Raw genomic sequence first — 21,972 nt, 5'->3', positions numbered from 1 at the left:
GCCGACGATTATTGACCGATGACCTTGACCTTGGAGAGTGCGACGCTGCCCAGCCCGGCGAGGTTGAGCGTCATCTCGCCGCCATTCAGGCCGAGGGTGACGCTGTCCACGTTCGCCGGCAGGTTGGTGGACATCGCCACCGTCTTGCCGTCGATGGCCGCCTCGGCCTGGAAGGTGTAGGTGCCGTTGGGTGCAACGGCTCCGCTCGAATCCTTGCCGTCCCACATGAAGCTGACCTGGCCGGCGCTCTGGGCGCCCAGGTTGATGCGGTTGACGGCGTTGCCCTTGCTGTCCAGCACGTTGACGTAGACGTTGGTGCTGGCGCCGGTGAGGTTGACGCTGCCCTTCATGGTCTCGCTGGTGTCCACCACCGCCTTGTTGGTGGTGACGATGACCTTGCGACCGACCAGGGACGAAGCCTGCAGCGCCTGGGATGACTGGGTGCTGGAAAGAATGGTGTTCACACTCTTGTTCAGGTTATCCAACCCCTCGACCGTACTGAACTGGGCCAACTGCGCCACGAACTCGCTGTTGGTCTGCGGGTCCAGCGGGTTCTGGTTATTCATCTGTGCCACCAGCAACTGAAGGAACTGGTCCTTGCCCAGTTCCTTGGACTTGGCGGTGTCCTTGAGTTTGTACTGGTCCAGTACCGAGGTACTGGTAGTGGCGCCTACGTCAACGCTCATCTGGTCGCTCCCTCACGCAATCACTGACCCAGGGTCAGCACGCGCTGCATCATCTGTTTGGCGGTGTTCATCATTTCGACGTTGGTCTGGAAGGCACGGCTGGCAGAAATCATGTCGGCCATCTCCTCCACCACGTTGACGTTGGGGTAGTACACGTAGCCGTCGGCGTTGGCGGCCGGATGGTTCGGCTCGTAGCGCGGGGTGAGCGCGCTCTGGTCTTCGATCACGCCCAGCACCTGCACGCCACGGCCGGATTCGTCTTCGCCGGCGAACAGCGAGCTGCTGCCACTGCCGCTCTCGCTGTTGAGCTGGCTCTGGAACATGGTGGCGAACACCGGGTGGCGAGCGCGGTAGGTCTGGTTGAGGCTGGAGGACACCGTCTCGGCGTTGGCGATGTTGCTGGAGATGGTGTTCAGGCGAGTGCTCTGAGCGCTCATCCCGGTGCCGGCAATGTTGAAGACGCTGGACAGTGACATGGTGGTGTTCTCCCTTATTCGCCGCGCAGGGCAGCGACCAGCCCTTTGAATTTGCTATTGAGCATCGTGAAGCTGGCCTGGAACTGCATGGAGTTCTCGGTGTAGGTCGATTGTTCCTGCTGCAGGTCGACGGTGTTCTGGTCGATCGAGGGCTGGAACGGAATCCGGTACTTCAGGCTTTCGTCGAACAGGCTGGCGCCTTCGGCAGCGATGTGACGCTGGTTGGTCAGGTTGGCATGGAAGGTGCCCTTGCTGTTCTCCACCTGCTGCTGGAGCACAGCCTTGAAGTCCAGGTCACGCGCCTTGTAGTTGGGCGTGTCGGCGTTGGCGATGTTGTTGGCCAGCACTTCGGCACGCTGGGTGCGGAAGCTGAGGGCCTTTTCATGGATGCCGAGGGCGCTTTCGAAGCTGATGCTCATGTCTCTAACCTTTGCCGGCTGGCAATGTCGGTTTACCTGCATGACATTCAGCAAAGGCTGTGCCAACTTTTAAATCCCTTTATTTTCAATGGCTTGAGATAAATCCTCGCAGCAATCGAGGCGGCAACGGCAAGGCATTACCGCTTTTGCCGGTGCCGGCGGCAACGCGGACGAGCGGTCTTGCCGCTGAGCGGCAATGGCCGGCAGCGGTGATTGCCGCCCCGCCCTCTCCTTTCATCTGCGTGGTCTAGGCTTTGGTTTCCGTCTGGCGGCAGCCGCTGTGCAACGCCGCCATCACCCCTTGATCGACGAACCCGAGGAGATCGAAATGCCCATCGAAAAAGCCCTGTATCGCGCCTACGCCGAAGCCTACGGTGGCCGTGAAGGCCGTGCCGTATCGTCCGATGGAGTACTGGATGTGAAACTCACCACGCCCAAGGAGCTGGGTGGCGCGGGCGGCGAAGGAACCAACCCGGAGCAGCTGTTCGCCGCCGGCTACTCGGCGTGCTTCCTCGGCGCCATCAAGTTCGTCGCCGGCAAGCAGAAGGTCAGCCTGCCGGACGACGCCTCCATCGAAGGCATCGTAGGCATCGGCACCCTGCCCACCGGCTTCGGCATCGAAGTGGAGCTGCGCATCTCCCTGCCCGGCATCGACAAGGCCGTGGCCCAGGACCTGGTCGACAAGGCCCATGTGGTCTGCCCCTACTCCAACGCCACCCAAGGCAATATCAACGTCACCCGCACACTGGTTTGAGCCCGCCCGCAGGCAAATAAAGCAGGCCAATAAAAAGGGAGGCTTTCGCCTCCCTTTCCCATGTCGCGCTACCCGGTCATTTGACCTTGTAGATGATCCCCGGGCTGCACTGCACCATCTGGTACAGCTCCGGCAGGCCATTGAGCGCCTCGGACGCACCTAGAAACAGATAGCCACCGGGCTTCAGCGTCGCGTGGATGCGCGTGAGGATGTCCTTCTTCACCTCGGCGGAGAAGTAGATCAGCACGTTGCGGCAGAACACGATGTCGAACTTGCCCAGCGCCGCGTAGCTGTCCAGCAGGTTCAGCGCACGGAACTCGACACGGTTGCGGATCGCCGGCTTGACCACCCAGCGCCCCGGCCCCTTGGGGTCGAAGTAGCGGGTGAGGCGTTCCTGGGAAAGCCCGCGCCCCATCGCCAGGCTGTCGTACTCGCCGGCCTTGCAGGCGGCGAGCATCGAGCTGGACAGGTCGGTGGCGACGATGCGCACGCCGGCCTTGAGCTGGCCCAGGTTGACCTTCTCGAACTCGTCGATCGCCATGGACAGGGAGAACGGCTCCTGCCCGGAAGAGCTGGCGGCCGACCAGATGCGCAGCGGCTGGTTCGGCGAGGCCTTGATCATTTCCGGCAGCACCCGGCTCTTCAGTACTTCGAAGGGGTAGGTGTCGCGAAACCACAAGGTCTCGTTGGTGGTCATGGCATCGACGACCTGCTCGCGCAGGCCGCCACGCGGGGAACCCTGGATCTTCTGTATCAGCTCACCCAGCGACTTGATGCCGTTCTGTTCCATCAGCTTGTTAAGGCGGCTGGATACCAGGTACTGCTTGTTGCTTCCCAGCAGGATGCCGCAGGTTTTTTCCAGGAAGATCCGGAACTGCTCGAAATCCAAGTTACCTGAAGACACTAGGCCCGCCTCATTCATATCTGTTTCCTGGGGGAATCATCCCTCAGCCGCCATCCGCGATTCTGATCCGCTCGATCACACGTGCAGCCAGGTCATCGGGTCGGAACTTGGCGAGGAAATCATCCGCGCCGACCTTCTTCACCATCGCCTGGTTGAACACGCCGGAGAGCGAAGTATGCAGGAGGATGTGCAGTTTCTGCATTCTCGCATCGCCTCGGATCTCCGCCGTCAACGTATAACCGTCCATTTCCGGCATCTCGATGTCGGAGATGATCATCAGCAGCTCCTTCTCCGGCGCCTTGCCCTGCTCCACCAGGTCATGCAGGTAGTTGTACGCCTGCCGGCCATCGTTGAGCGCGGTGACCTCGACGCCGACGGTCTCCAGGCAACGGATCAGCTGCTTGCGGGCCACCGACGAGTCGTCGACGATCAGCACCCGCTTGGTCACGGCACTGGCTTGGGTGTTCTGGTCGATCACGCCCTCGGAAATCACTTCGGAAGTCGGTGCGACCTCGGCGAGGATCTTCTCCACGTCGATGATCTCCACCAGGTTCTTGTCGACCCGGGTAACCGCGGTCAGGTAATGCTCACGACCGGTGCCCTTGGGTGGCGGATGGATCTCCTCCCAGTTCATGTTGACGATGCGCTCCACCGAGCGCACCAGGAACCCCTGCACCTTGGTGTTGTATTCCGTGATGATGACGAAGCTGTTCTTCAGGTCATCGAGGCCACGTCGACCGGTGGCCATGGCCAGGTCGAGAATCGGGATGGTGCCCCCACGGATATTGGCCACGCCGCGAACCACAGGGCTCGACTTGGGCATGATGGTGAGCTTGGGGCACTGCAGCACCTCCTTCACCTTGAACACGTTGATCCCGTATAGCTGGGTCCCATCCAGCCGGAACAGCAGCAACTCCAGCCGGTTCTGACCGACCAGTTGCGTACGCTGGTTAACCGAATCCAATACACCGGCCATGCCAGGACTCTCCCGTTATTAGCTTCAGCACGCTTCGCCTTAGAGTAGCAGGCGGCACGGGCCTTGCTTTTGATCTTGATATGAACGCTATGACGACGATTTTCCGACACACGATGGCACAACGCCGCCACCTTTTTAAGGTCGTTTTACCTGTTTTGTTCTGCCTCGGCCACAACAGCGCCTCGGCGGAGGAACTCACATCGCCCGAAGTCCTTATCGGCTCCACCCAAGGCTTTCTTGAGTTCACGGTGGAGGATTATCTGCAGACCAACAATATCCCCGGTCGTTACGACATCCAGATCAACCGGCTCGACCCCAGGTTGCGCCTGGCGGCCTGCGACAGGGAATTGACGGTCACACTCGAAAGCCCGGCACAACCCATCGGTCGGGTCACCGTCGGCGTGCGCTGCGAAGGCAGCACGCCATGGAGCGTCTACGTCCCCGCGCAGGTCCGGCTGTTCCGCGAAGTAATAGTAGTAGCCCGTCCGCTGCGCCGTGGGGCAGTCGTCAGTGCGGACGACTACAACCTGGTGGAACGCGAGGTGGGCCTGCTCAACCAGGGCTACCTGACCGATCCGGCACAGGTAGAAGGCTACAAGCTCACCCGCGCCGTGGTCGCCGACCAGGTGCTGGCGCCGGTTCACCTGGAAATGGCCGAGGTGATCCGCAAGGGCGACCAGGTGGTGATCATCGCCAAGAGCACCAGCATCAGCGTGCGCATGCCCGGCGAGGCGCTCTCCGACGGCTCCCCCGGGCAGCAGATCAGGGTGCGCAACCTGCAGTCCAAGCGAGTGGTCAAGGCGCGGGTCACCGGGCCCGGCCAGGTCGAGGTGGCGATGTAACCTTGGTTAGGCACGAGTCTTGTATGCAAATACGCCATCTCGTGTAGAGTGCCGTTTCTACGTCGCTTCCGGGGGCCGGAAAAAAATCGGAAATCTGCCCTAAAGTTTATTTCCGTATGGCCGATAGCGTCGGTAAGCGTCCAAACACCCAGAGGTTTTGCATCATGGTCATCGACTTCAACCGGCTGAATAACGCCGCTACGCCGCCCGGTACGGGCCGTACGAGCAATGCCCAGTCCGGCGGCAAGAACGAAGCCGTCGCAAGCTCGACCACGACTCCGTCGCAGGCGGCCAGCGTCGATGCGGCCAAGACCGCCAAGACCGGCGAAAACGTGCAGCTGAGCAGTGATGCGCAGAACCTGCAGAAAGCCACCGACAAGCTGCGTGACCTGCCCACCGTGGACAAGGAACGCGTCGAAAAACTGAAACAGGCCATTGCCGACGGCTCCTATCAGGTAGACAGTCAGCGCGTGGCCAGCAAATTGCTCGACTTCGAATCCCAGCGCTAGTCTCAGGGCAGCGCTGGGGATATTGGACGCCCAATCCCCAGAGCCCGCGATGCAAGACACTATCCTGCTCGACCTGTTCACCCACGATATCGGCCACGCCCAGCAGTTGCTTGAGCTGATCGATACCGAATTCAAGGCCCTCACCGAGCGTGACTTGGGCCACCTCGAAAAAATCCTCGCCGACAAGCAGCCCCTGCTCGCCCTGCTTGATGCCCATGGCAAGCAGCGCACCGAAGCACTCGTGGCCCTTGGCCTCAGCGCCGACCGCACCGGCCTGCACACCCTCGCCGAAACCTCGCCACTGGGGGCCGACCTGATCGCCCGCAGCGAAGAACTGAGCGCCGTGCTCGAGCAGTGCCAGAACGCCAACCAGCGCAATGGCCGGCTGATTCGTGCGAACCAGGCCTCGGTTGGCAGCACCTTGGCGATTCTCCGCGGTCAGGATGCGCCCAGCCTCTATGACAGCCGTGGCGGTGCCGCTAAAATCCAGCGACAGCGCCCGCTTAGCCAGGCCTGATAACAACAACGGCACGACGACATTACCGGCAAATTGCCAGTATGCTAGTGCCGGAAGTCTTTCGTGCTTGGAGAGTCCTGGACCGTGTCCAATGCGTTTATCGAAGAAGATGGGCCGCAACCGCCCAAGGTGCTGAAGGCACCGGTGGAGATTCACGCCAATCTTCGTCTGCTGCAGCAAAACCACGACCCGCTGATCATCACCTTCCACGAGCGCAGCCAGCGCTTCCAGAGCTACCTGGTCGAGATCGACAAGGACAAGAAGCTGCTGGCCCTCGACGAGATGATTCCCAACGATGGCGAGCGCTTCCTGCGCAACGGTGAAAGTTTCCGTGTGGAAGGTTTCCGCGATGGCGTGCGCATCGCCTGGGAATGCCCGCAGCCGGTCCGTGTCGGTGAGTTCGAAGGCGACGCCTGCTACTGGTGCCCGCTGCCCGAAGAGGTGATCTACCACCAGCGCCGCAACGCCTTCCGCGCGCCGCTGATGCTCAGCCAGCTGGTGGTCATCGAACTGGCCGGCGACAAACTGCCCAAGGGCTTGCCTGGGCACATGCTGGATATCTCCGCCACCGGCTGCAAACTGCGCTTCTCCGGTGACCTCACCAGCCGCCTGCAAGCCGGCCAGGTCTACGAACGCCTCAGCGCCCAGCTGCCGGTGGGCACCCTGGTCGCTGCCGTCGAGCTGCGCCACGCCAGCTATGACGAGAAGCTCGACATGACCTTCACCGGCATGCGCTTCTACCGCTCCAGCGGCCAGGAGCAACGCCTGATCGAGCGCTTCGTCTACCAGCTGCAGCGCGAAGCCCGCCGCTTCGACAAGGACGACCTGTTCTAGTCCTTCCGCGCCGCTCGCCTCCGCGACCGGCGCCACCCCTCTCGACACACCCCCTACAAGCCTCCAGCCGACCCAGCGCCTACAGCACTGGCAGCCGTTTTCATGGGGCGTAAACCGCCACGCCCCCGGGATCTGCCCGTGGGTCATGGCGTCTGCCTGTAACGATTGGAATGGCCGGCCCCGGGGTACGAACGGGACCGCAGGGAGTACCTGTCACCCTCAGCTGGGACGGGGCTCCTCAGGCGCCGGAGGCGGCGGGGTGAAGCTGTCGCCGCCCATCTGGTCGTGCACCACCTGCTCGTCCACGCGCGGGTCGAGGGCGGCCACCAGGGGCGAGCTGACTTCCGGGGTCGCCACGTGGTGCAACGGCGCCTCGTCGACGCGGTGCAGGCCGGTGACCTTGTCGGGCCGTACCCGCAGCACCAGCACCAGGGCGCAGACGCTGGCAAAGGCATAGAACATGTTCGGCCCCACCTGCTTCATCAACGCGCCGGTCACCAGCGGGCCGATGCTCGCGCCCACGCCGAAGGTGATCAGCAGCATGGCGGTCAGCGAAACCCGCCGCTCCGCCTCGATATGGTCGTTGGAGAAGGCCACCGCCAGCGGGTAGAGGGTGAACTGCAGCATGCACACCAGGAAGCCCATGGGGAACAGCATCTCCATCGGCACCTGCGGCATCAGCGCCAGGGGAAGCGCCGCCAGCACCAGCAGCGCGGCGATGGTGCGGATCAGCATGGCGCGGTCGTGGCGGTCAGACAGCCAGCCCAGCGGCCACTGCACCAGCAGCCCGGCGAGGATGCAGAAGCCCATGAACAGGCCGATCTGCTCGGTGCTCAGCCCCTGGCGCGTGGCATAGAGCGGCGCCAGGCCGTAGAAGGAACCCAGCATCAGGCCGGAGATCAGCACCGTGGTCATCGACTGCGGCACCCGCTTGATGAAGAAGCGCGGCTCCAGGGGCGCCGGGTGCAAGGGCGCGGGGTGGATCTTGCGGGTCACCGCCACCGGCACCAGGCACAGCGCGAAGCACATCGCCACCAGCATCAGCAGCTCGGGGCCCAGCCCCGGATGCAGCACCAGCACCAACTGGCCCAGCACCAGGCCGAGGTAGGAGGCCACCATGTAGCCGGCGAACACCTGGCCACGCTGGCCGGCCTCCGCCTGCTCGGTCAGCCAGCTCTCGATGACCATGTACTGGCACATCATCCCCAGGCCCACCAGCATGCGCATGAACAGCCAGGCCGGCAGCCAGTTGATCAGGCCATGCCCCAGCACCGCCGCCGTCACCAGCCCGGCGCATGCGACATAGGCGCGGATATGCCCCACCCGCGCGATCAGCCGATGCCCCAGCTTGCCGCCGAGGATCAGGCCCAGGTAGTTGGCCGCCATCAGCGCGCCCACCCAGAGCCCGTCCACCTTGTCGGCGGCCAGGCGCAGGCCCAGGTAGGTACTCAGCAGGCCGGAGCCGATCAGCATCAGCAGCGTGGCGAAGTAAAGGGCACGAAACGACTTCAAGACACGACCCATTGGCTTTCCATGCGCTCCTTGAACAGGGCGGGCCGCAATGCGCGGCCCGCGAGAGGGTGCTACGCCTGGGCAGCCAGCACGCGGCGCTCCCAGGGGGTGATCTGGTCGAAGAAGCTGCTCAGCTCCATCGTCTTGGTGGCGATGTAGCCTTCGATGAACTCATCCCCGAACAGTTCCCGGGCCAGATCACTGCGTTTCAGACGCTCCAGAGCGGCATGCAGGGTACAGGGCAGGACCAGGGATTCGGGAATATCGAACTCGCCCTGCATGGGCGCGCTCGGCGCGATCCGCTGTTCCATGCCGTGCAACCCCGCCGCCAGGCTGGCCGCAATGGCCAGGTACGGGTTGGCGTCGGCGCCGGGCAGGCGGTTCTCCACCCGCCGCGCCACCGGCGCACTGGCCGGAATGCGCAACCCCGCCGCACGGTTGTCGTGGGACCAGCAGGCATTGTTCGGCGACGCGTAAGGATGACAGAGACGCTGGTAGGAGTTCACGTTCGGCGCGAACAACCCGGTGAAATCCGCCATCGCCGCCTGCTGCCCGCCAATGAAATGGTAGAAGGCATCGGTGGCTTCGCCCGCCCCATCGCTGAAAATGTTCCGCCCGCCGTCGATCTCCACCACGCTCTGGTGAATGTGCATCGAGCTGCCCGGCGTATGCGCCAGCGGCTTGGCCATGCACACCACCGTCACCCCGTGCTTGAGCGCCACCTCCTTGAGCATGTGCTTGAACAGGAAGGTCTGGTCCGCCAGCAGCAGCGCATCGCCGTGCAGCAGGTTGATCTCGAACTGGCTCACGCCCATCTCGTGCATGAAGGTATCGCGGGGCATGCCCAGCAGCTCCATGCAGGCATACACCTCCTCGAAGAACGGCCGCAGGCCGTTGTTGGAGGTCACGCTGAAAGCCGAGCAACCGTCCTCGCGGCGCCCGTCCAGGCCCAGCGGCGGCAGGAACGGCTGGTGCGGATCGGGGTTGGGCGCGAAGACGAAGAACTCCAGCTCGGTCGCCACCACCGGCGCCCAGCCATGGGCCGCATAGCGTTCCAGCACGCGACGCAGCAGGCCGCGGGTCGACAGGCCCGAGGGGCGGCCATCCAGCTCCTGGGCATCGCAGATGGCCAGGGCGCGGGGGTTGGAGCTCCAAGGCAGGCGGTGCACCTGGCTCGGCTCGGCCACCAGGGCCAGGTCGCCGTCATCGCTGCCGTAATACTTCGCCGCCGGGTAGCCACCCATAATGCATTGCAGCAGCACGCCACGCGCCAGCTGCAAGCGGCGGCCGGAAAGGAAGCCCTCGCCGGTCATCACCTTGCCCCGCATCACCCCGTTCAGGTCGGGGGTGACGCACTCGATCTCGTCGATGCCTGCCAGTCGTTCTGCGAGGGAACCTGGGACGTCGGTAGTCATGCTTATTATCCTTGTGGGTACTGCGGTCACGCCGAAATGGCGGCGTGCACAAAATACGCACCGACTGTTCGATATTTCAAGCACCGCCACTAAACCGCACTGGATCTCTGCATGGGTTTCGCTGCGCGCTACCCACGCCCCCATAAAAAAGGGGCACAACCTTCGTTGCGCCCCTCTCTCGTCCATCCGTCCGTAGCCCGGGCTCCAGCCCGCGAATTCCAGCCGCCACTCAGGCGATACGCGCACTCCTCGGGCTCACTTCCAGCTCGCCGATCTTCTCCAGCCGCGCCCGCACGATATTGCGGCTGATGCCCAGCAGGCGCCCGGTCTGCAACTGGTTGCCGTGGCAGAAGCGGTAGGCGGTGCGGAACACCGTCTCCTCGATGTGCTCGTAAAGGTCCGGGCGGTTCTGTTCGAACAGCGCCGTCAGCGCCGCCTCCAGGTCCACCGGCGCGGCCGGACCGGGCAGCACGCCCTGGTGAGCATCGTGGCGCACGCCGGCGGGGCGCATGTCCACCAGGTGCAGGTCATTGGGTTGCACCTGCTGGTTGCGGCACACCAGCAGCGCATGGTGGATGGCGTTCTCCAACTCGCGAATGTTGCCTGGCCAGCTGTGGGTCAGCAGCTTGCGTTCAGCCTCCACGCTCAGGGAGGCACGGTTGTAGCCCAGGCGCTGACAATGCTCCTCGAGGAAGAACTCGGCCAGCGGCAGGATATCGCCCGGCCGCTCGCGCAGCGGGGGCAGGCGGATGGTCGCCACGTGCAGGCGGTAGAACAGGTCCTCGCGGAAATGCCCCGCCACCACCGCGTCGGCCAGGTTGACGTTGGTCGCCGCCACCAGGCGCACATTGATCGGGATCGGCGTACGCGAACCCAGGCGCACCACCTCGCGCTCCTGCAACACGCGCAGCAGCTTCACCTGCATGTTCAGCGGCAGGTCACCGATCTCGTCGAGGAACAGCGTGCCGCCGTTGGCCGCCTCGAACCAGCCGGCCTTGCTGTTGGTGGCACCGGTGAAGGCGCCCTTCTCGTGGCCGAACAGCTCGCTCTCCACCAGGGATTCGGGGAAGGCGCCGCAGTTCACCGCCACGAAGGGCTCCTTGCCGCGTCGGCTGAGGTGATGGATATGGCGGGCCACCAGCTCCTTGCCGGTACCGGTCTCGCCGATGATCAGGGCATTGGCCTCACTCGGCGCCAGCCGCTCGATACGGTTGAGCAGCTCCTGCGAGCGCGGGTCCTTGAAGACCAGCACCGTGGCACGCACGGACTTGGTCAACTCGCGAGCATTGGGGTGGGTGAGCAGCGACATGATGCATTCCTGGCAGAGATGGGCGCGCCGCCATAGTGCATCAATCCAAATAGACTAAAAAATTATTAATTAGCATTTATATATTCCATAAACGATATAAGGCGGCGGATTGCTGCTGCAGCAGCAACGCGTCAGCAGCCCCCTGCGTCGACACCAGCAATGCAGCGGCCGCCCCGCCACACCGCCTGCACCGCGAAGCCCGCGCCACCACTGGCGCCAAGGCCTATCGTCCGTTCCATGGCATGCATCCTGCTCCCGCCGCTCCATCAGCCGGGCTCACCGGCCCGCATTGCAAGGAGTGGAACCATGAACAGAATCTGGCGCAGCAGCCTGGTGGCCCTCGCCGCCCTGGCCTTCAGCCTCGGCGCGTTCGCCAGCGAGGCCCCCGCCTCGGTGAAGATCGCCATCGTCGCCTACACCCAGGGCGGCAAGCCGGTATTCGGCGGCATCCCCGGGCGAGTCATCGAAGACGGCTGGCTCGCCGCCGAGCTGGGCAAGCGCGGCATCACGCTCGACTGGATCGCCCTCCCCCACGCCGGCGCCGGCCCGCAGATCAACGAAGGCTTCTCCAACAACAGCATCGACTTCGCCGTGCGCGGCGACCTGCCTTCGGTCATCGGCGCCGCCGGTGGCGTGCCCGGCAAGCTGATCGTCCCCGGCGGCAACGGCAACAACGTCTACCTGGTGGTACCGGCCAACTCCGAAGCCAAGAGCATCGAAGACCTCAAGGGCAAGCGCATCGCCCTGCACCGTGGCCGTCCCTGGGAGTTTGCCTTCAGCAACTTCCTCGCCAGCAAGAACCTGGCCCTCACCGACTTCAAGATCGCCAACCTCAACCCCCAGGTCGGCGCCGCCGCCGTCTCCGCCGGCAAGGTCGACGCCGCCGTGCTGCTCAGCGAGTCCTACCTGCTGGAAGACAAGGGCGTAGGCCGCATCATCTGGTCCACCAAGCAGGGCTCCAACGACTGGCGTCTGGTCTCCGACCTCTGGGGCACCGACGACTTCATCCAGCGCTACCCCGAGGTCACCCAACTGCTCGCCACCGCCTGGATCAAGGCCGCCTGGTGGATCTCCCAGGAGCAGAACCAGGACGCCTACTACCTCATCTCCTCCCGCGCCGGCACCCCGGAAAGCGTCCTGCGCCGCGACGACCAAGGCGATCCCGTGGCCTGGAAGGACCGCTGGGCCCCTAAGAGCGACCAGCAGCTCAAGGCCCACTACCAGGCCCTCACCCGCTACGCCCTGGACAACCGCCTGATCCGCGAGGACGTCGACATCGGCCAGTCCCTCGCCACCCGCTTCACCAACCAGGCCCTGATCGACCTGCACCTCGAAGACTACTGGCCCAGCCTCAAGGGCCAGATCAGCGCCCGCGACTGAATCCAAGGAGGAACCCCATGAGCATCGAATTCTTCACCCGCCTGCCGCTGCACGGCGAAACCCAATACCTGCCGGGCGACCCGCGCAACCGCGGCGACTGGCACCGCGGCGGTCCCAGCACCGGGGCGGTCTCCAGCTTCGCCGTCGGCGACCACTTCACCTACATCGACTACCTCGGCCAGATCGCCCGCGCCGCCGAGATCAACGGCTTCGGCGGCGCGCTGATGGTCAACGCCCCCACCGGCGAAGAGCCCTGGACCGTCTGCTCGCTGCTGGCCCGCGAAACCCGCACGCTGAAGTTCGTCACCGCCTTCCAGCCCTACCACTACACGCCCTGGGTCGCCGTGCAGCAGGCCGCCACCTACCAGCGCGCCACCGGCAACCGCCTGGTGTGGAACATCATCAACGGCGGCTCCGACGCCATCCAGCGCCAGGTCGGCGACTACAGCGGCCACGACGACCGCTACGCCCGCGCCATCGAATTCATGGACGTGGTCAAGGGCTACTGGCACAACGAAAACTTCCACTACGACGGCGTCTACTACAAGGCCGACGGCGGTGGCCTGCGCGGCCCGCTGAAAAAGGCCGAGCTGCCGCTGATCTGCACCGCCGGCTCGTCCATCCCCGCCCGTGAATTCGCCGCCAAGCACGCCGACTACTACCTGATGCGCGCCGAGCACCCGGACGAGGTCCGCGCGCTGATCGCCGACGTGCGCGAGCGCGCCCTCAAGTACGGCCGCAGCGACATCCGCTTCGGCCTGTCCATCGACGTCATCACCCGCGAGACCGAGGAACAAGCCCAGGCCGAAGCCAAGCGCTTCTTCGACGAAGGCGTCGCCCGTGGCGCGGTCAAGGCCGTCGCCGCCCACGCCGGCCTGCGTACCGCGCGCAAGCTCAGCTACGAGCACGGCTACGCCGAGAAGGACGCCGCCCCGGAGTTCGACGACTTCTTCGTCCACCCCAACGTCTGGGCCGGCTTCGGCTACATCGGCATCCCCCCGGGCTGCGCCCTGGTGGGCAGCTACGCCAACGTCGTGGCGCGCATCCGCGAATACAACGAACTGGGCATCGGCCTGTTCTTCCTCGCCGGCTACCCGCACCTGGAAGAGGCCTATCGCCTGGGCGAACACGTGCTGCCGCACTTCCGTAACGAACGCGCGGCCCTGGTGAAGAGCACCGACGCCCCCATCGAACTGCGCGCTGTCAACGGCGGCCCGGCCGGGGCTTGAACATCCGCCTGGCCGCCCTCGGGGGCCGCCAGGCGAGCAGACAGCCACGGCCTTGGCGCGAGGCTTTGCTTTCGTTGCTCACTATGGACGTGGGGTGGACTGCGCCCGCCGGAAGCACCGTGCGGCGCTGCGCACGGTTTCCCACGTTCAGATGACGTCGCCTCCACAGATGGCCCGGGCCTCAGCCCGGGACATCCCCTCCCTAGACCTGCTCCACCTCCGGCGCCCGCGCCGTCACGCCCAGTTGCGGCACCTCAAAGCCGTGGTCCAGCTCCAGCAGCGGGAACAGCAGGTCGGCCACGCGCTGGGCCTCATCGATCAGCGGGAAGCCCGAGAGGATGAAAGCCGAGGTGCCATGGCGTTCGTACTCGCGGATGCGCTCCGCCACCTGCTCGGCGCTGCCCACCAGGTAGGAGCCGGCGGCCGGGCCGAGGATGTTGAAGCCGAACAGGCTGGGGCCGACCCACACGTTGGGGTAGATCTCCAGCTCGCGGGCGCTAGGCAGGCGCCCGGCGCGGATGCTCTCCAGGTTGCGCTGGATCTGCGGGTCGTCGCTGACGAAGCTGTCCAGGGTCTCGCCGGGCGGCAGCTGGCGCAGGATGGCGTTGCGCGCGGTCTCGATGGAGGTGCGCCGCAGCAGCTTCTCGGCATGGGCCCAGGCCTCCTCCTCGGTCTCGCGGACGATCACCTGCAGGCGCGTGCCGAAGGTCAGCTCGCGGCCGATCTTCGCCGCCTCGGCCGCCACCCGGGCGAACTTCTCGCCCAGCTTCGGCGGGGTGTCGGCGAAGCTCAGGTAGACATCCAGCAGCTGCACCGAATGGGCCACGCCCGGGCCGGAAGTACCGGCGCCCCAGAGCGGGATGCCGGGCTTCTGCTTCGGCGGGTGCCAGCCGCCCAGCGGGTGGCTGGCGGCCCCCGGCTGACGCGGTGCGAGCTTGACGTAGCAGCCGTCGTAGCCCCCGGTCTCGCCGGCGTAGATGCTCTGGAAGGCACGCCAGTACTCCAGGCTGAAGTCGTAGCGCTCGTCATGCCCGTAGTGGATGCCGTAGGTGGCCAGGCTGGCGTCGCTGCCATTGACCACGTTGAACAGCAGGCGGCCGTTGGAAAACTGGTCGAAGGTCAGCGCCCACTTCGCCAGCACCGCCGGCGACAGCTCGCCCGGGTGCTGGGCGACGAGGAAGCGCAAACGCTCGGTGGCGTCGATCAGCGCGGCGGAAACCGCCAGGCTCTCGTTGGGGCTGGAGCCCAGCAGGGAGCCGTAGTAGCCGAGGCGGTCGGCGGTCACGGCGATCTGCTTGAGGTGCTGGAAATCACTCTTCCAGCGGCCTTCGGCCTCCCAGGGATAGGGGCCATCGGGGGTGGTGAGGTACCAGAGAATCTTCACAGCCATGTTCGTGTCCTTGATTGCATTGAAGGGGGTGCACGCAGCGGCACGGGTCATGGCCCGGCGCGGTATCAGGCGCGGCGCCGGGCCAGCAGTTGCTGGGCGGCCTGCAGCGGACGGGCATCGACCCAATCGGCGATGTCGAAATCGCGCTCGAGGAAGCCGTGCAGGTTGAGGAAGTTCTTCTGGATGCCGAGGAATTCCAGGCGCTGGGCGGAGAGGTCCGGTGCCAGGGTGGTGTGGAAGTCGCCGCGGTAGGCTTCGGCCACGCCTTCGCGACCGGCACGGGTCTCCACTTCGAGAATGGCGTACAGGTCATCGCGGTTGTCGGCGGCCCACTCGGCGGCGCGCAGGGTCTGGGCGAGGAAGCGCACCACCAGGTCGAAATGGTCGTCGAGCAGCTCCTGGTGCACGGTGATCGGCCGGGGCGTGCCGTTGTTGATGCGCTGGCGCGGGTCCACCAAGTCGAGGTCGACACCCACCACCAGGCCCAGGCGGCGGGCCGCATCGGCAGCGGCGGCACCCTTGACGTAGACGGCGTCCAGCTCGCCACGGGCCAGGGGTTCGAGGCCCGACCAAAGGCGTTGCAGGCCCTCCTCCGGGGTGTGCGCGGCGGCCTGGTCCAGCAACGGCACCTCCACCAGCTGCACATCGTCGAAGCCCAGCCCGGCCAGGGCCAGGGCGCCCTTGTAGCCGTGCAGGCTCATGGCCCGGGCGATGCTGCCGGGGCGGCTGTCGCCCCAGGCTGGTAGCGCCAGGCGCTTGCCCTTGAGGTCGGCGGGGCCGCGGATGCCCGAGTCGGGGCGGACCAGGATGGTCTGCCATTCCTCGATCCAGGTCAGGCCGATCAGCCGGCTCGGCGCCCCGGCGGCGCGGGCGGCCAGGGCCGGCACGTTGCCGCCCTCGCGGAAGAGCCCGGGCAGCTCGTGGTCGTAGTGGTGGTGGCCGAGCTGGCGGGCCTCCTGCAGGGTGGCCACCGGCAGGCCGTCGGCGGCGAACTCCTCGGCCAGCCAGCCGAGCTTGTAGGCGATACCGGAGGCGGTGGGCACCGGGCAGCGGGTGAACCAGATCTGCTCCAGCGGCGCCTTCTCGGCGAAGGTCGGCTGCGCGGGTGCGGTGGCGGCTAGGGTCATGGTGGCTCCAGATAAGAGGGGCATGGCGGCCTTTCACGGCCATTCGCCCCGCCATCGCAATGCCCGTGCCAGTGCCCAAAAGCCCCATGTTCCGTGGCCTGCAGCGGATCGCCTGGAAACCCCGGCGGCCACCCTGCTGTCCAGCCAGCAGGGTTGCGCGGCCATTGTTGCCTGCCGAGCAAACGCCCCCGCACCGCTGCTGCCCCAGCAACAACGACCCACCCGGGCATGGCCCCCGTCATTCCGTGCAAGCCGCGCCGCGCAAGGCTTCGGCGGCCGTCGGAAAACCGCTGGCATAGAACCTGCTCAAGCCCCCACAGCGCCCGGCACAGGCCTGGTATCGCGACGTTTGAATCCACAGAGGTGAACCATGAGTACGGCCGAACGCAATTTCGCCACGGAACAGCCGCACGCGGCGGTGAACATCCTGCGCAGCGAGGCGGATGCCATCGCGGTGGCGAAGGAAGTGGCCAGGGAGATCGCCGAGATCGCCGCCGACAGCTCGCAGAACCGCGAGCTGCCCAGGCGCCAGGCGCAACTGCTGTCCGACAGCGGGCTTACCGCCATCGGCGTGCCCAAGGCCTTCGGCGGCCTGGGCGCCTCGGTGGAAACCATCGTCGAGACGGTGCGCCTCATCTCCGTCGCCGACGGCGGTGTCGGCCAACTGCTGCAGATCCACAACGTAATGCTGCGCGGCATCTTCACCGGCTACCCGGACGCGGTGCGCGACCGCCTGGTGGCCGACGTGCTGGCCGGCAAGCGCTTCGGCAACGCCCTGGCCGAAGTCGGCGGCAAGAACAAGTTCGCCCTCAAGACCCGCGTCGAGCGCCGCGCTGACGGCAAGCTGGTCCTCAACGGCAGCAAGTTCTACTCCACCGGCGCCTACCTGGCCGAGTGGATCTCCCTCACCGCCGGCTCCGATGACGGCGGCGTGGGCGTGCTGCTCAACCGCGACACCCCCGGCCTGACCCTGGTGGACGACTGGGACGCCTTCGGCCAGAACAACTCGGTCAGCGGCACGGTGATCTTCGACAACATCGAACTGGACGAACGCTTCGTCTCCCGCCGCGAAGGCCCGATGAAGCGCACCGGGCTGACCTTCCCGCAGATCCTCCACGCCGCCATCGACACCGGCATCGCCGCCGGCGCGCTGCAGGCCGGCGTGCACTACCTCAACCACCATTCCCGCCCCTGGGTGGAAAGCGGCGTCGAGCGCGCCAACGAGGAGCCGCACATCATCCGCCAGATCGGCGAATACGCCGTGGCCCTGCGCGCCGCCGAATCCCTGCTGCGCGACGCCGCGCGGGTGTTCGACCGCCACGAGCAGGACCCAGACAACAAGGAGCTGCAGGACGAGCTGATCCTCTCGGTGGCCACCGCCCGTGCCCACTCCGACGGTGCCTCGCTGAAGATCTCCAGCGACATCTTCTCGCTGCTCGGCGCCAGCGCCTCGCTGACCAAGTGGAACCTCGACCGTTTCTGGCGCAACGCGCGGGTGCACACCACCCACGACCCGATCCGCTGGCGCCTGCACCACGTCGGCAACTACTACCTCAACGGCATCGACCCGGGCGAGTACACCGCCATCCTCAACGCCAAGCAGAGCGAGGGCGCCACCACGGGGCAACACCTCTCCTCTTCGGCCCCTGCGGCACCACGCCCATAGCGAGCGCGGAGCCCAAGCGGCCTGTAGGGCGGGTGCAACCCACGAGTGGGCCTGGCTCATTGACGTCGGGTTTCACCCGACCTGCGAGGCGTGCCATGCGCCCCCATCTCCCGGGCCTGGCGGTGGCACGCTTGTAGGGTGGATGACGCTCTTCTCATCCACCAGCGGAGTGGCCGGCAAACACGAAAGGTGGACCGATAAAGCGGGGGCCATCCTACGCGGCAGGCACCTCGGTGAAGGCCTAACGAGCGGATTCGCCGGCCCCCAGAAGCGGGCGAATGAATTCGCCCCTACGTAGCGACAGCAGGCCGGATCATGCTCCGCGCCTACGCCCACCAACCGATCCGAACATCCTCACAGCCCTTCCGCCTTGCGGCCCTACACGCTCCAGCGGTATTTCGTCGTGTTGGCGCCGGAAGAGCCGGGTGCAAGGCTAGGCCTCCGGAAACATATCCAAACCAGTATATTTTCGATGATGAAACCACTACGCTTTCTGGGCGATGCCTTGAAGTGCCTGCGCGGCTTTCCCTGTGCGGCAAAACAGGACGCTGGCTACCAGTTGGACAGGCTGCAACGCGGTTGCATGCCGATGGATTTCAAGCCGATGCCAAGCATCGGTGCCGGCGTGGAAGAGATACGGATCAGGGACGAGTCCGGGGCCTACCGGGTGATCTACACCACCCGGGTGGCCGATGCCATCTGGGTTCTGCATGCCTTCCAGAAGAAGACCCAGGCCACACCCAAACGCGACGTCGAACTGGCCAAGGCCCGTTACCAGGAACTGATGCGAGGTTTGAAATGAGCGAGATCGCAAGCTTCGACAGCGTATGGGATGCCATCGCTGACACGCCCGAACAGGCAGCCAACCTGCAGGCACGCGCCGAGCTGATGCAGCAGATCGCGGCCCTCATCGAAGAGAACGGCTGGAAACAGGCGGAAGCCGCAGCTCGCTGCGGTGTGACCCAACCTCGGATCAACGACCTGCTGCGCGGGCGCATCTCGCGCTTCTCCCTGGACGCCCTGGTGAACATCGCCACCGCCCTGGGCCGGCGGGTTCACCTCACCCTTGGCGTGGCCTGAGCCAGGCGAACGGGGCCATTGGCACAACCCCGTCTCCGCCACCTCGCAGTGGCTCGTTTGTAGGGTGGATGACGCTCTTTTCATCCACCAGCGGAGCAGCCGGCAAGCACGAGCGGCGGACCGATAAAGCGGGGTCCACCCCACGCCGCAGGCACATCCGTGGGTCGCAGCCGTAAGCCTCGGATTACGTGGCGCCGAGCGGTAGTCGACAAGGATTTTGCGCCGATGTATCAATGGCAGGTTAAGGCCTCGAGTCGTTCGCCATGTTGCGTAAATCCTGCCTCGCCCTGCTGGCCCTGGTTCCTCTCTGCGCCCTCGCCGATGACGTCAAGGTGCGCAACCTCGCCCTCACCCGTTCCGGGCACGACAGCTACATCAACGGCACCGCCGCCAACACCACCGAGAAGTCCTTCTCCACCGTCACGGTGGTGTTCGACATCTACCAGGGCGACAAGCTGGTGGACACCGAGACCTTCCGCGCCAAGGGCATCGAGGGTGGCCAGGCGTGGCGCTTCTCGGTGCCGGTGAAGGCGCGCAAATTCGACAGCTACAAGGTGCGCACGGTGCTCATCGACACCGAGTTCAGCGAGTCCATCGGTGCCGCCACCGTCGCGCCCGCGGCGCCCACGGTGCCCGTGCAGTAACGGGCACCGCGCCGCCCGCGTCAGGCCACCTCGCCCAGCAGCTTCTGCCCCTCGGCCCAGAGGCCGGTCATCTTCCATTGCTGCTCCAGCACGCCGGGGCCGAACTCCTTGGAGCCGCCGAGGTTTTCCGCCAGCGCCTGGAAGTAGGCGCCCTCTTCCACCAGCAGGACCAGCTTGGCCACCTGGAGGATGCCGGTGCCCCAGAAGGTCGCCCCGCCGTTGGCCTCCAGCAGCCCCGGCGTGTGCGGGTTGGCCTTGATGGCGTCGACGATGAAGGCCGGCTCCGGCTGGCGGCGGTCGATGTACACCGGCAGCTCGCGGGCCAGGGTCACCCGTTGCGAGGCGGCGTAGCGCAGCGGCAACACGCGGTGGGTGCCGGCCCAGCCACCCAGGTAGGGCGTGTGCACGTGGATCACCACATTCACCTCGGCGCGCTCGCGCAGCACCTGGGCGTAGCGCTTGCCGCTGCCGGCCTCGCGGCTTTCGCTCAGGGTCTGGGCGCGACCCAGGGTCTCGTCGAGGTGGACCACGCCGTCGTAGCTGACCACCGAGGCGCGGATGCCCGGCTCGTCGTCCCAGGGCGAGGGTGCGCGCAGGGCGATCACCAGCTCGGTGCCGGGGACCCGCAAGTAGGCCTGCAGGGTGTTGGTGGCGGTCAGGGTGCGGGTCTCCTGGAGCACGCGGAAGGCCTTGGCGAAATCGCGCTTGGCCTGCTCCACCTGTTCGAGGATGGCGTTGCCGAGGGTGGTGCTGGTCTGAGTCATGGGGTTGTCCGTCCTTCAAGGGGTCTTGCAACGAAGCTCCGTTGCCGCCGCGGTGTGCGGTTGCAGCGATGCAGAGCAGGACTTGTGCCGACTCCTTCAACCCCTTGAAACACAAGGCCTGGCGCCATCCATCACACTATCCAAGGGCATGCTGTAGGCGATTCTGTTGCGCCCCCAACAGCCGGCTGCTGGCGGGGTGTTGCTGGAGACGCACCCCAGCACCCCACACCCTCGCCCGACGCCCACGCAGCCCTTGCCACGCCTGGCGTACAGGCCCGCCGGCAGGCCGTGGCATGGCGGTTGCACTCGCTCCTTCACAGCGTGGCTCGCCGGCCCCGGCGGGAACCACGGCCACCTCATCAGGAGCGAATATGAGCACTGAATTCTTCTGGCGCCTGCCGCTGGGCACCGACGGACCGCAGCTGTCCACCGACAAGCACAACCGTGGCAGCCACGCGCACCGCCCGGGCAACATCGCCCCCGGCCGCCTGCCCAACGGCGAGCCCGACGGTTTCGGCTACATCGACTACATCGCCCAGGTGGCCAAGGCCGCCGAGCTGGCCGGTTTCGAAGGCGCCCTGCTGCCCACCGGCCCCGAGCCGTGGGTGGTGGCCTCGGCCCTGGCGCGGGAGACCCGCCGCATCAAGTTCCTCATCGCCTTCCAGGCCACCTGGACCCTGCCCGCCTACGCCGCGCAGCAGGCGGCCATCCTGCAGAACCTCAGCCGTGGCCGCCTGGAGTGGAACATCATCACCGGCGGCAACCCGGCCAGCCAGCGCGCCAATGGCGACTTCCTCGAACACGACCTGCGCTACAAGCGCACCGGCGAGTTCCTCGACATCATCCAGGGCCTCTGGGAGAACGAACGCTTCTCCTACGACGGCGACATCTACCAGCTGGAGAACGGCGCGCTGCCGCCCGGCCTGCATGACGAGCGCAAGCCCGGCGTGTACTTCTCCGGCTTCTCCGACGCCGCCCTGGACGTGGCCGCGCGCCACGCCGACGTCTACCTCAACTGGGCCGAGCCGGTGGACAAGCTCAAGCCGCACATCGAGCGCGTGCGCGAGCTGGCCGACAAGCAGGGCCGCACGGTGCGCTTCGGCCTGCGCGTCGACCTCTTCGCCCGCGAGACCGAGGAAGCCGCCTGGCGCGACCTGCGTGCCCAGTTCGACCGCCTCGAAGGCAAGCCCAGCTCCCTGGTGAAGACCTTCACCAGCGGCTCCGACTCGGTGGGCGGCGCACGCCAGACCGCCTACCACCAGAACATCGACCGCTTCGACGACCTGATCCTCGGCCCCAACCTCTGGGCCGGTTTCGCCAAGGCCAAGCCCGGCCCGACCGTGGGCCTGGTGGGCAGCCACGAGAACATCGCCGAACGCCTGGTGGAATACCGCGACGCCGGCTTCTCCACCTTCATCCTCGCCGGCAACCCGCACCTGGAAGAAGCCCTGCGCATCGGCCAGGAAGTGCTGCCGCTGGTGCACCAGCGCAGCGCCGCCAGTCCCGCCGCCACCCTCAAGCAAAGTGCCTGACCGGAGC

The 21,972-nt window shown here is 65.9% G+C and carries 23 protein-coding genes; 12 read left to right on the top strand and 11 right to left on the bottom strand.

The features are described 5' to 3' along the window. Window positions 1–8 precede the first annotated feature (8 nt). Genes flgD through flgB form a run of 3 tightly spaced genes read right to left on the bottom strand, consistent with a single transcriptional unit; the run spans window position 9 to window position 1,581 of the window. Window positions 9–686 carry a flagellar hook assembly protein FlgD gene (gene flgD, locus ACXI0U_RS07590; RefSeq protein WP_021220626.1) on the bottom strand — a complete coding sequence of 226 codons (678 nt, stop codon included), beginning with the start codon at window positions 684–686 and terminating at the stop codon, window positions 9–11. A 20-nt stretch (window positions 687–706) separates the two neighbouring features. Then, complete coding sequence (gene flgC / locus ACXI0U_RS07585; protein WP_021220627.1) at window positions 707–1,162, bottom strand: flagellar basal body rod protein FlgC; 456 nt, start codon at window positions 1,160–1,162, stop codon at window positions 707–709. 14 nt (window positions 1,163–1,176) lie between these two features. Next, on the bottom strand, window positions 1,177–1,581 hold the full coding sequence (flgB, locus tag ACXI0U_RS07580; protein ID WP_043245562.1) for a flagellar basal body rod protein FlgB: 405 nt from the start codon (window positions 1,579–1,581) through the stop codon (window positions 1,177–1,179). Between the two features lie 328 nt (window positions 1,582–1,909). On the opposite strand from flgB, the gene ACXI0U_RS07575 reads away from it, so the two are divergent. Continuing rightward, on the top strand, window positions 1,910–2,335 hold the full coding sequence (locus ACXI0U_RS07575; RefSeq protein WP_031288170.1) for an organic hydroperoxide resistance protein: 426 nt from the start codon (window positions 1,910–1,912) through the stop codon (window positions 2,333–2,335). A 76-nt stretch (window positions 2,336–2,411) separates the two neighbouring features. On the opposite strand, the gene cheR is transcribed toward ACXI0U_RS07575, so the two are convergent. After that, complete coding sequence (cheR, locus tag ACXI0U_RS07570; protein WP_031288173.1) at window positions 2,412–3,239, bottom strand: protein-glutamate O-methyltransferase CheR; 828 nt, start codon at window positions 3,237–3,239, stop codon at window positions 2,412–2,414. A gap of 43 nt (window positions 3,240–3,282) precedes the next feature. Then, window positions 3,283–4,215 carry a chemotaxis protein CheV gene (locus ACXI0U_RS07565; protein ID WP_021220631.1) on the bottom strand — a complete coding sequence of 311 codons (933 nt, stop codon included), beginning with the start codon at window positions 4,213–4,215 and terminating at the stop codon, window positions 3,283–3,285. An 80-nt stretch (window positions 4,216–4,295) separates the two neighbouring features. On the opposite strand from ACXI0U_RS07565, the gene flgA reads away from it, so the two are divergent. The 4 genes from flgA to ACXI0U_RS07545 all read left to right on the top strand — a co-directional run bounded on the left by flgA (window position 4,296) and on the right by ACXI0U_RS07545 (window position 6,917). Then, entirely contained in the window at window positions 4,296–5,057 is a 762-nt protein-coding gene (gene flgA, locus ACXI0U_RS07560; protein WP_043245561.1) for a flagellar basal body P-ring formation chaperone FlgA, read from the top strand. Window positions 5,058–5,221: 164 nt separating this feature from the next. Next, window positions 5,222–5,566, top strand: a complete 345-nt coding sequence (gene flgM / locus ACXI0U_RS07555; RefSeq protein WP_479549977.1) for a flagellar biosynthesis anti-sigma factor FlgM — start codon at window positions 5,222–5,224, stop codon at window positions 5,564–5,566. 49 nt (window positions 5,567–5,615) lie between these two features. Beyond that, window positions 5,616–6,083 (top strand): flagella synthesis protein FlgN, encoded by a 468-nt coding sequence (locus ACXI0U_RS07550; protein ID WP_043245560.1) that lies wholly within the window; start codon window positions 5,616–5,618, stop codon window positions 6,081–6,083. An 84-nt stretch (window positions 6,084–6,167) separates the two neighbouring features. Then, on the top strand, window positions 6,168–6,917 hold the full coding sequence (locus tag ACXI0U_RS07545; protein ID WP_021220635.1) for a flagellar brake protein: 750 nt from the start codon (window positions 6,168–6,170) through the stop codon (window positions 6,915–6,917). 219 nt (window positions 6,918–7,136) lie between these two features. Here the strand turns inward: ACXI0U_RS07545 and ACXI0U_RS07540 are convergent, their stop codons facing one another. From ACXI0U_RS07540 to ACXI0U_RS07530, 3 genes are all read right to left on the bottom strand, one after another. Continuing rightward, a complete protein-coding gene (locus tag ACXI0U_RS07540; RefSeq protein ID WP_021220636.1) occupies window positions 7,137–8,441 on the bottom strand; it encodes an MFS transporter in 1,305 nt (434 codons plus the stop codon). Between the two features lie 59 nt (window positions 8,442–8,500). Further along, window positions 8,501–9,742: a glutamine synthetase family protein gene (locus ACXI0U_RS07535; protein ID WP_271661290.1), complete on the bottom strand. Its 1,242-nt coding sequence runs from the start codon at window positions 9,740–9,742 to the stop codon at window positions 8,501–8,503. A gap of 331 nt (window positions 9,743–10,073) precedes the next feature. Beyond that, window positions 10,074–11,153, bottom strand: a complete 1,080-nt coding sequence (locus tag ACXI0U_RS07530; RefSeq protein ID WP_271660651.1) for a sigma-54 interaction domain-containing protein — start codon at window positions 11,151–11,153, stop codon at window positions 10,074–10,076. Window positions 11,154–11,459: 306 nt separating this feature from the next. Here ACXI0U_RS07530 and ACXI0U_RS07525 point away from each other — a divergent pair, with 306 nt between their 5' ends. Both ACXI0U_RS07525 and ACXI0U_RS07520 read left to right on the top strand, forming a co-directional pair. Continuing rightward, complete coding sequence (locus ACXI0U_RS07525; protein ID WP_479549976.1) at window positions 11,460–12,533, top strand: ABC transporter substrate-binding protein; 1,074 nt, start codon at window positions 11,460–11,462, stop codon at window positions 12,531–12,533. A gap of 17 nt (window positions 12,534–12,550) precedes the next feature. Then, on the top strand, window positions 12,551–13,762 hold the full coding sequence (locus tag ACXI0U_RS07520; RefSeq protein ID WP_479549975.1) for an LLM class flavin-dependent oxidoreductase: 1,212 nt from the start codon (window positions 12,551–12,553) through the stop codon (window positions 13,760–13,762). Between the two features lie 202 nt (window positions 13,763–13,964). On the opposite strand, the gene ACXI0U_RS07515 is transcribed toward ACXI0U_RS07520, so the two are convergent. Beyond that, a complete protein-coding gene (locus tag ACXI0U_RS07515) occupies window positions 13,965–15,152 on the bottom strand; it encodes an LLM class flavin-dependent oxidoreductase (RefSeq protein ID WP_479549974.1) in 1,188 nt (395 codons plus the stop codon). A 65-nt stretch (window positions 15,153–15,217) separates the two neighbouring features. Next, entirely contained in the window at window positions 15,218–16,279 is a 1,062-nt protein-coding gene (locus ACXI0U_RS07510; protein WP_479549973.1) for an ABC transporter substrate-binding protein, read from the bottom strand. Between the two features lie 370 nt (window positions 16,280–16,649). Here ACXI0U_RS07510 and ACXI0U_RS07505 point away from each other — a divergent pair, with 370 nt between their 5' ends. The 4 genes from ACXI0U_RS07505 (at window position 16,650) to ACXI0U_RS07490 (ending at window position 19,669) form a co-directional block, all read left to right on the top strand. Then, window positions 16,650–17,945, top strand: a complete 1,296-nt coding sequence (locus ACXI0U_RS07505) for an acyl-CoA dehydrogenase family protein (protein ID WP_479549972.1) — start codon at window positions 16,650–16,652, stop codon at window positions 17,943–17,945. Between the two features lie 475 nt (window positions 17,946–18,420). Beyond that, on the top strand, window positions 18,421–18,747 hold the full coding sequence (locus ACXI0U_RS07500) for a type II toxin-antitoxin system RelE/ParE family toxin (protein ID WP_479549971.1): 327 nt from the start codon (window positions 18,421–18,423) through the stop codon (window positions 18,745–18,747). Next, window positions 18,744–19,025 carry a helix-turn-helix domain-containing protein gene (locus ACXI0U_RS07495; protein WP_021220656.1) on the top strand — a complete coding sequence of 94 codons (282 nt, stop codon included), beginning with the start codon at window positions 18,744–18,746 and terminating at the stop codon, window positions 19,023–19,025. The genes ACXI0U_RS07500 and ACXI0U_RS07495 overlap by 4 nt, the downstream gene beginning before the upstream one ends. Window positions 19,026–19,288: 263 nt before the next feature. Beyond that, the gene (locus tag ACXI0U_RS07490; protein WP_479549970.1) at window positions 19,289–19,669 is read left to right on the top strand and encodes an FxLYD domain-containing protein; all 381 of its coding nucleotides are present in this window, start codon (window positions 19,289–19,291) and stop codon (window positions 19,667–19,669) included. A gap of 20 nt (window positions 19,670–19,689) precedes the next feature. On the opposite strand, the gene ACXI0U_RS07485 is transcribed toward ACXI0U_RS07490, so the two are convergent. Continuing rightward, window positions 19,690–20,433: a class II aldolase/adducin family protein gene (locus ACXI0U_RS07485; protein ID WP_043245796.1), complete on the bottom strand. Its 744-nt coding sequence runs from the start codon at window positions 20,431–20,433 to the stop codon at window positions 19,690–19,692. A gap of 371 nt (window positions 20,434–20,804) precedes the next feature. Here ACXI0U_RS07485 and ACXI0U_RS07480 point away from each other — a divergent pair, with 371 nt between their 5' ends. Further along, window positions 20,805–21,965 carry an LLM class flavin-dependent oxidoreductase gene (locus ACXI0U_RS07480; RefSeq protein WP_479549969.1) on the top strand — a complete coding sequence of 387 codons (1,161 nt, stop codon included), beginning with the start codon at window positions 20,805–20,807 and terminating at the stop codon, window positions 21,963–21,965. Window positions 21,966–21,972: the final 7 nt, after the last annotated feature.

The organism is Pseudomonas sp. C9D1 (genome assembly GCF_056491235.1).
Note: the sequence above shows the minus strand (reverse complement) of the source record. Positions and strands in the feature narration are given on the sequence as shown.

Bases quoted from the DNA above. Each gene is read 5' to 3' on its own strand.
- flgD (WP_021220626.1), bottom strand. From the start codon at position 686: ATGAGCGTTGACGTAGGCGCCACTACCAGTACCTCGGTACTGGACCAG.
- flgC (WP_021220627.1), bottom strand. From the start codon at position 1,162: ATGTCACTGTCCAGCGTCTTCAACATTGCCGGCACCGGGATGAGCGCT.
- flgB (WP_043245562.1), bottom strand. From the start codon at position 1,581: ATGAGCATCAGCTTCGAAAGCGCCCTCGGCATCCATGAAAAGGCCCTC.
- ACXI0U_RS07575 (WP_031288170.1), top strand. From the start codon at position 1,910: ATGCCCATCGAAAAAGCCCTGTATCGCGCCTACGCCGAAGCCTACGGT.
- ACXI0U_RS07565 (WP_021220631.1), bottom strand. From the start codon at position 4,215: ATGGCCGGTGTATTGGATTCGGTTAACCAGCGTACGCAACTGGTCGGT.
- flgA (WP_043245561.1), top strand. From the start codon at position 4,296: ATGAACGCTATGACGACGATTTTCCGACACACGATGGCACAACGCCGC.
- flgM (WP_479549977.1), top strand. From the start codon at position 5,222: ATGGTCATCGACTTCAACCGGCTGAATAACGCCGCTACGCCGCCCGGT.
- ACXI0U_RS07550 (WP_043245560.1), top strand. From the start codon at position 5,616: ATGCAAGACACTATCCTGCTCGACCTGTTCACCCACGATATCGGCCAC.
- ACXI0U_RS07540 (WP_021220636.1), bottom strand. From the start codon at position 8,441: ATGGGTCGTGTCTTGAAGTCGTTTCGTGCCCTTTACTTCGCCACGCTG.
- ACXI0U_RS07535 (WP_271661290.1), bottom strand. From the start codon at position 9,742: ATGACCGGCGAGGGCTTCCTTTCCGGCCGCCGCTTGCAGCTGGCGCGT.
- ACXI0U_RS07530 (WP_271660651.1), bottom strand. From the start codon at position 11,153: ATGTCGCTGCTCACCCACCCCAATGCTCGCGAGTTGACCAAGTCCGTG.
- ACXI0U_RS07525 (WP_479549976.1), top strand. From the start codon at position 11,460: ATGAACAGAATCTGGCGCAGCAGCCTGGTGGCCCTCGCCGCCCTGGCC.
- ACXI0U_RS07520 (WP_479549975.1), top strand. From the start codon at position 12,551: ATGAGCATCGAATTCTTCACCCGCCTGCCGCTGCACGGCGAAACCCAA.
- ACXI0U_RS07515 (WP_479549974.1), bottom strand. From the start codon at position 15,152: ATGGCTGTGAAGATTCTCTGGTACCTCACCACCCCCGATGGCCCCTAT.
- ACXI0U_RS07510 (WP_479549973.1), bottom strand. From the start codon at position 16,279: ATGACCCTAGCCGCCACCGCACCCGCGCAGCCGACCTTCGCCGAGAAG.
- ACXI0U_RS07505 (WP_479549972.1), top strand. From the start codon at position 16,650: ATGAGTACGGCCGAACGCAATTTCGCCACGGAACAGCCGCACGCGGCG.
- ACXI0U_RS07500 (WP_479549971.1), top strand. From the start codon at position 18,421: ATGAAACCACTACGCTTTCTGGGCGATGCCTTGAAGTGCCTGCGCGGC.
- ACXI0U_RS07495 (WP_021220656.1), top strand. From the start codon at position 18,744: ATGAGCGAGATCGCAAGCTTCGACAGCGTATGGGATGCCATCGCTGAC.
- ACXI0U_RS07490 (WP_479549970.1), top strand. From the start codon at position 19,289: ATGTTGCGTAAATCCTGCCTCGCCCTGCTGGCCCTGGTTCCTCTCTGC.
- ACXI0U_RS07485 (WP_043245796.1), bottom strand. From the start codon at position 20,433: ATGACTCAGACCAGCACCACCCTCGGCAACGCCATCCTCGAACAGGTG.
- ACXI0U_RS07480 (WP_479549969.1), top strand. From the start codon at position 20,805: ATGAGCACTGAATTCTTCTGGCGCCTGCCGCTGGGCACCGACGGACCG.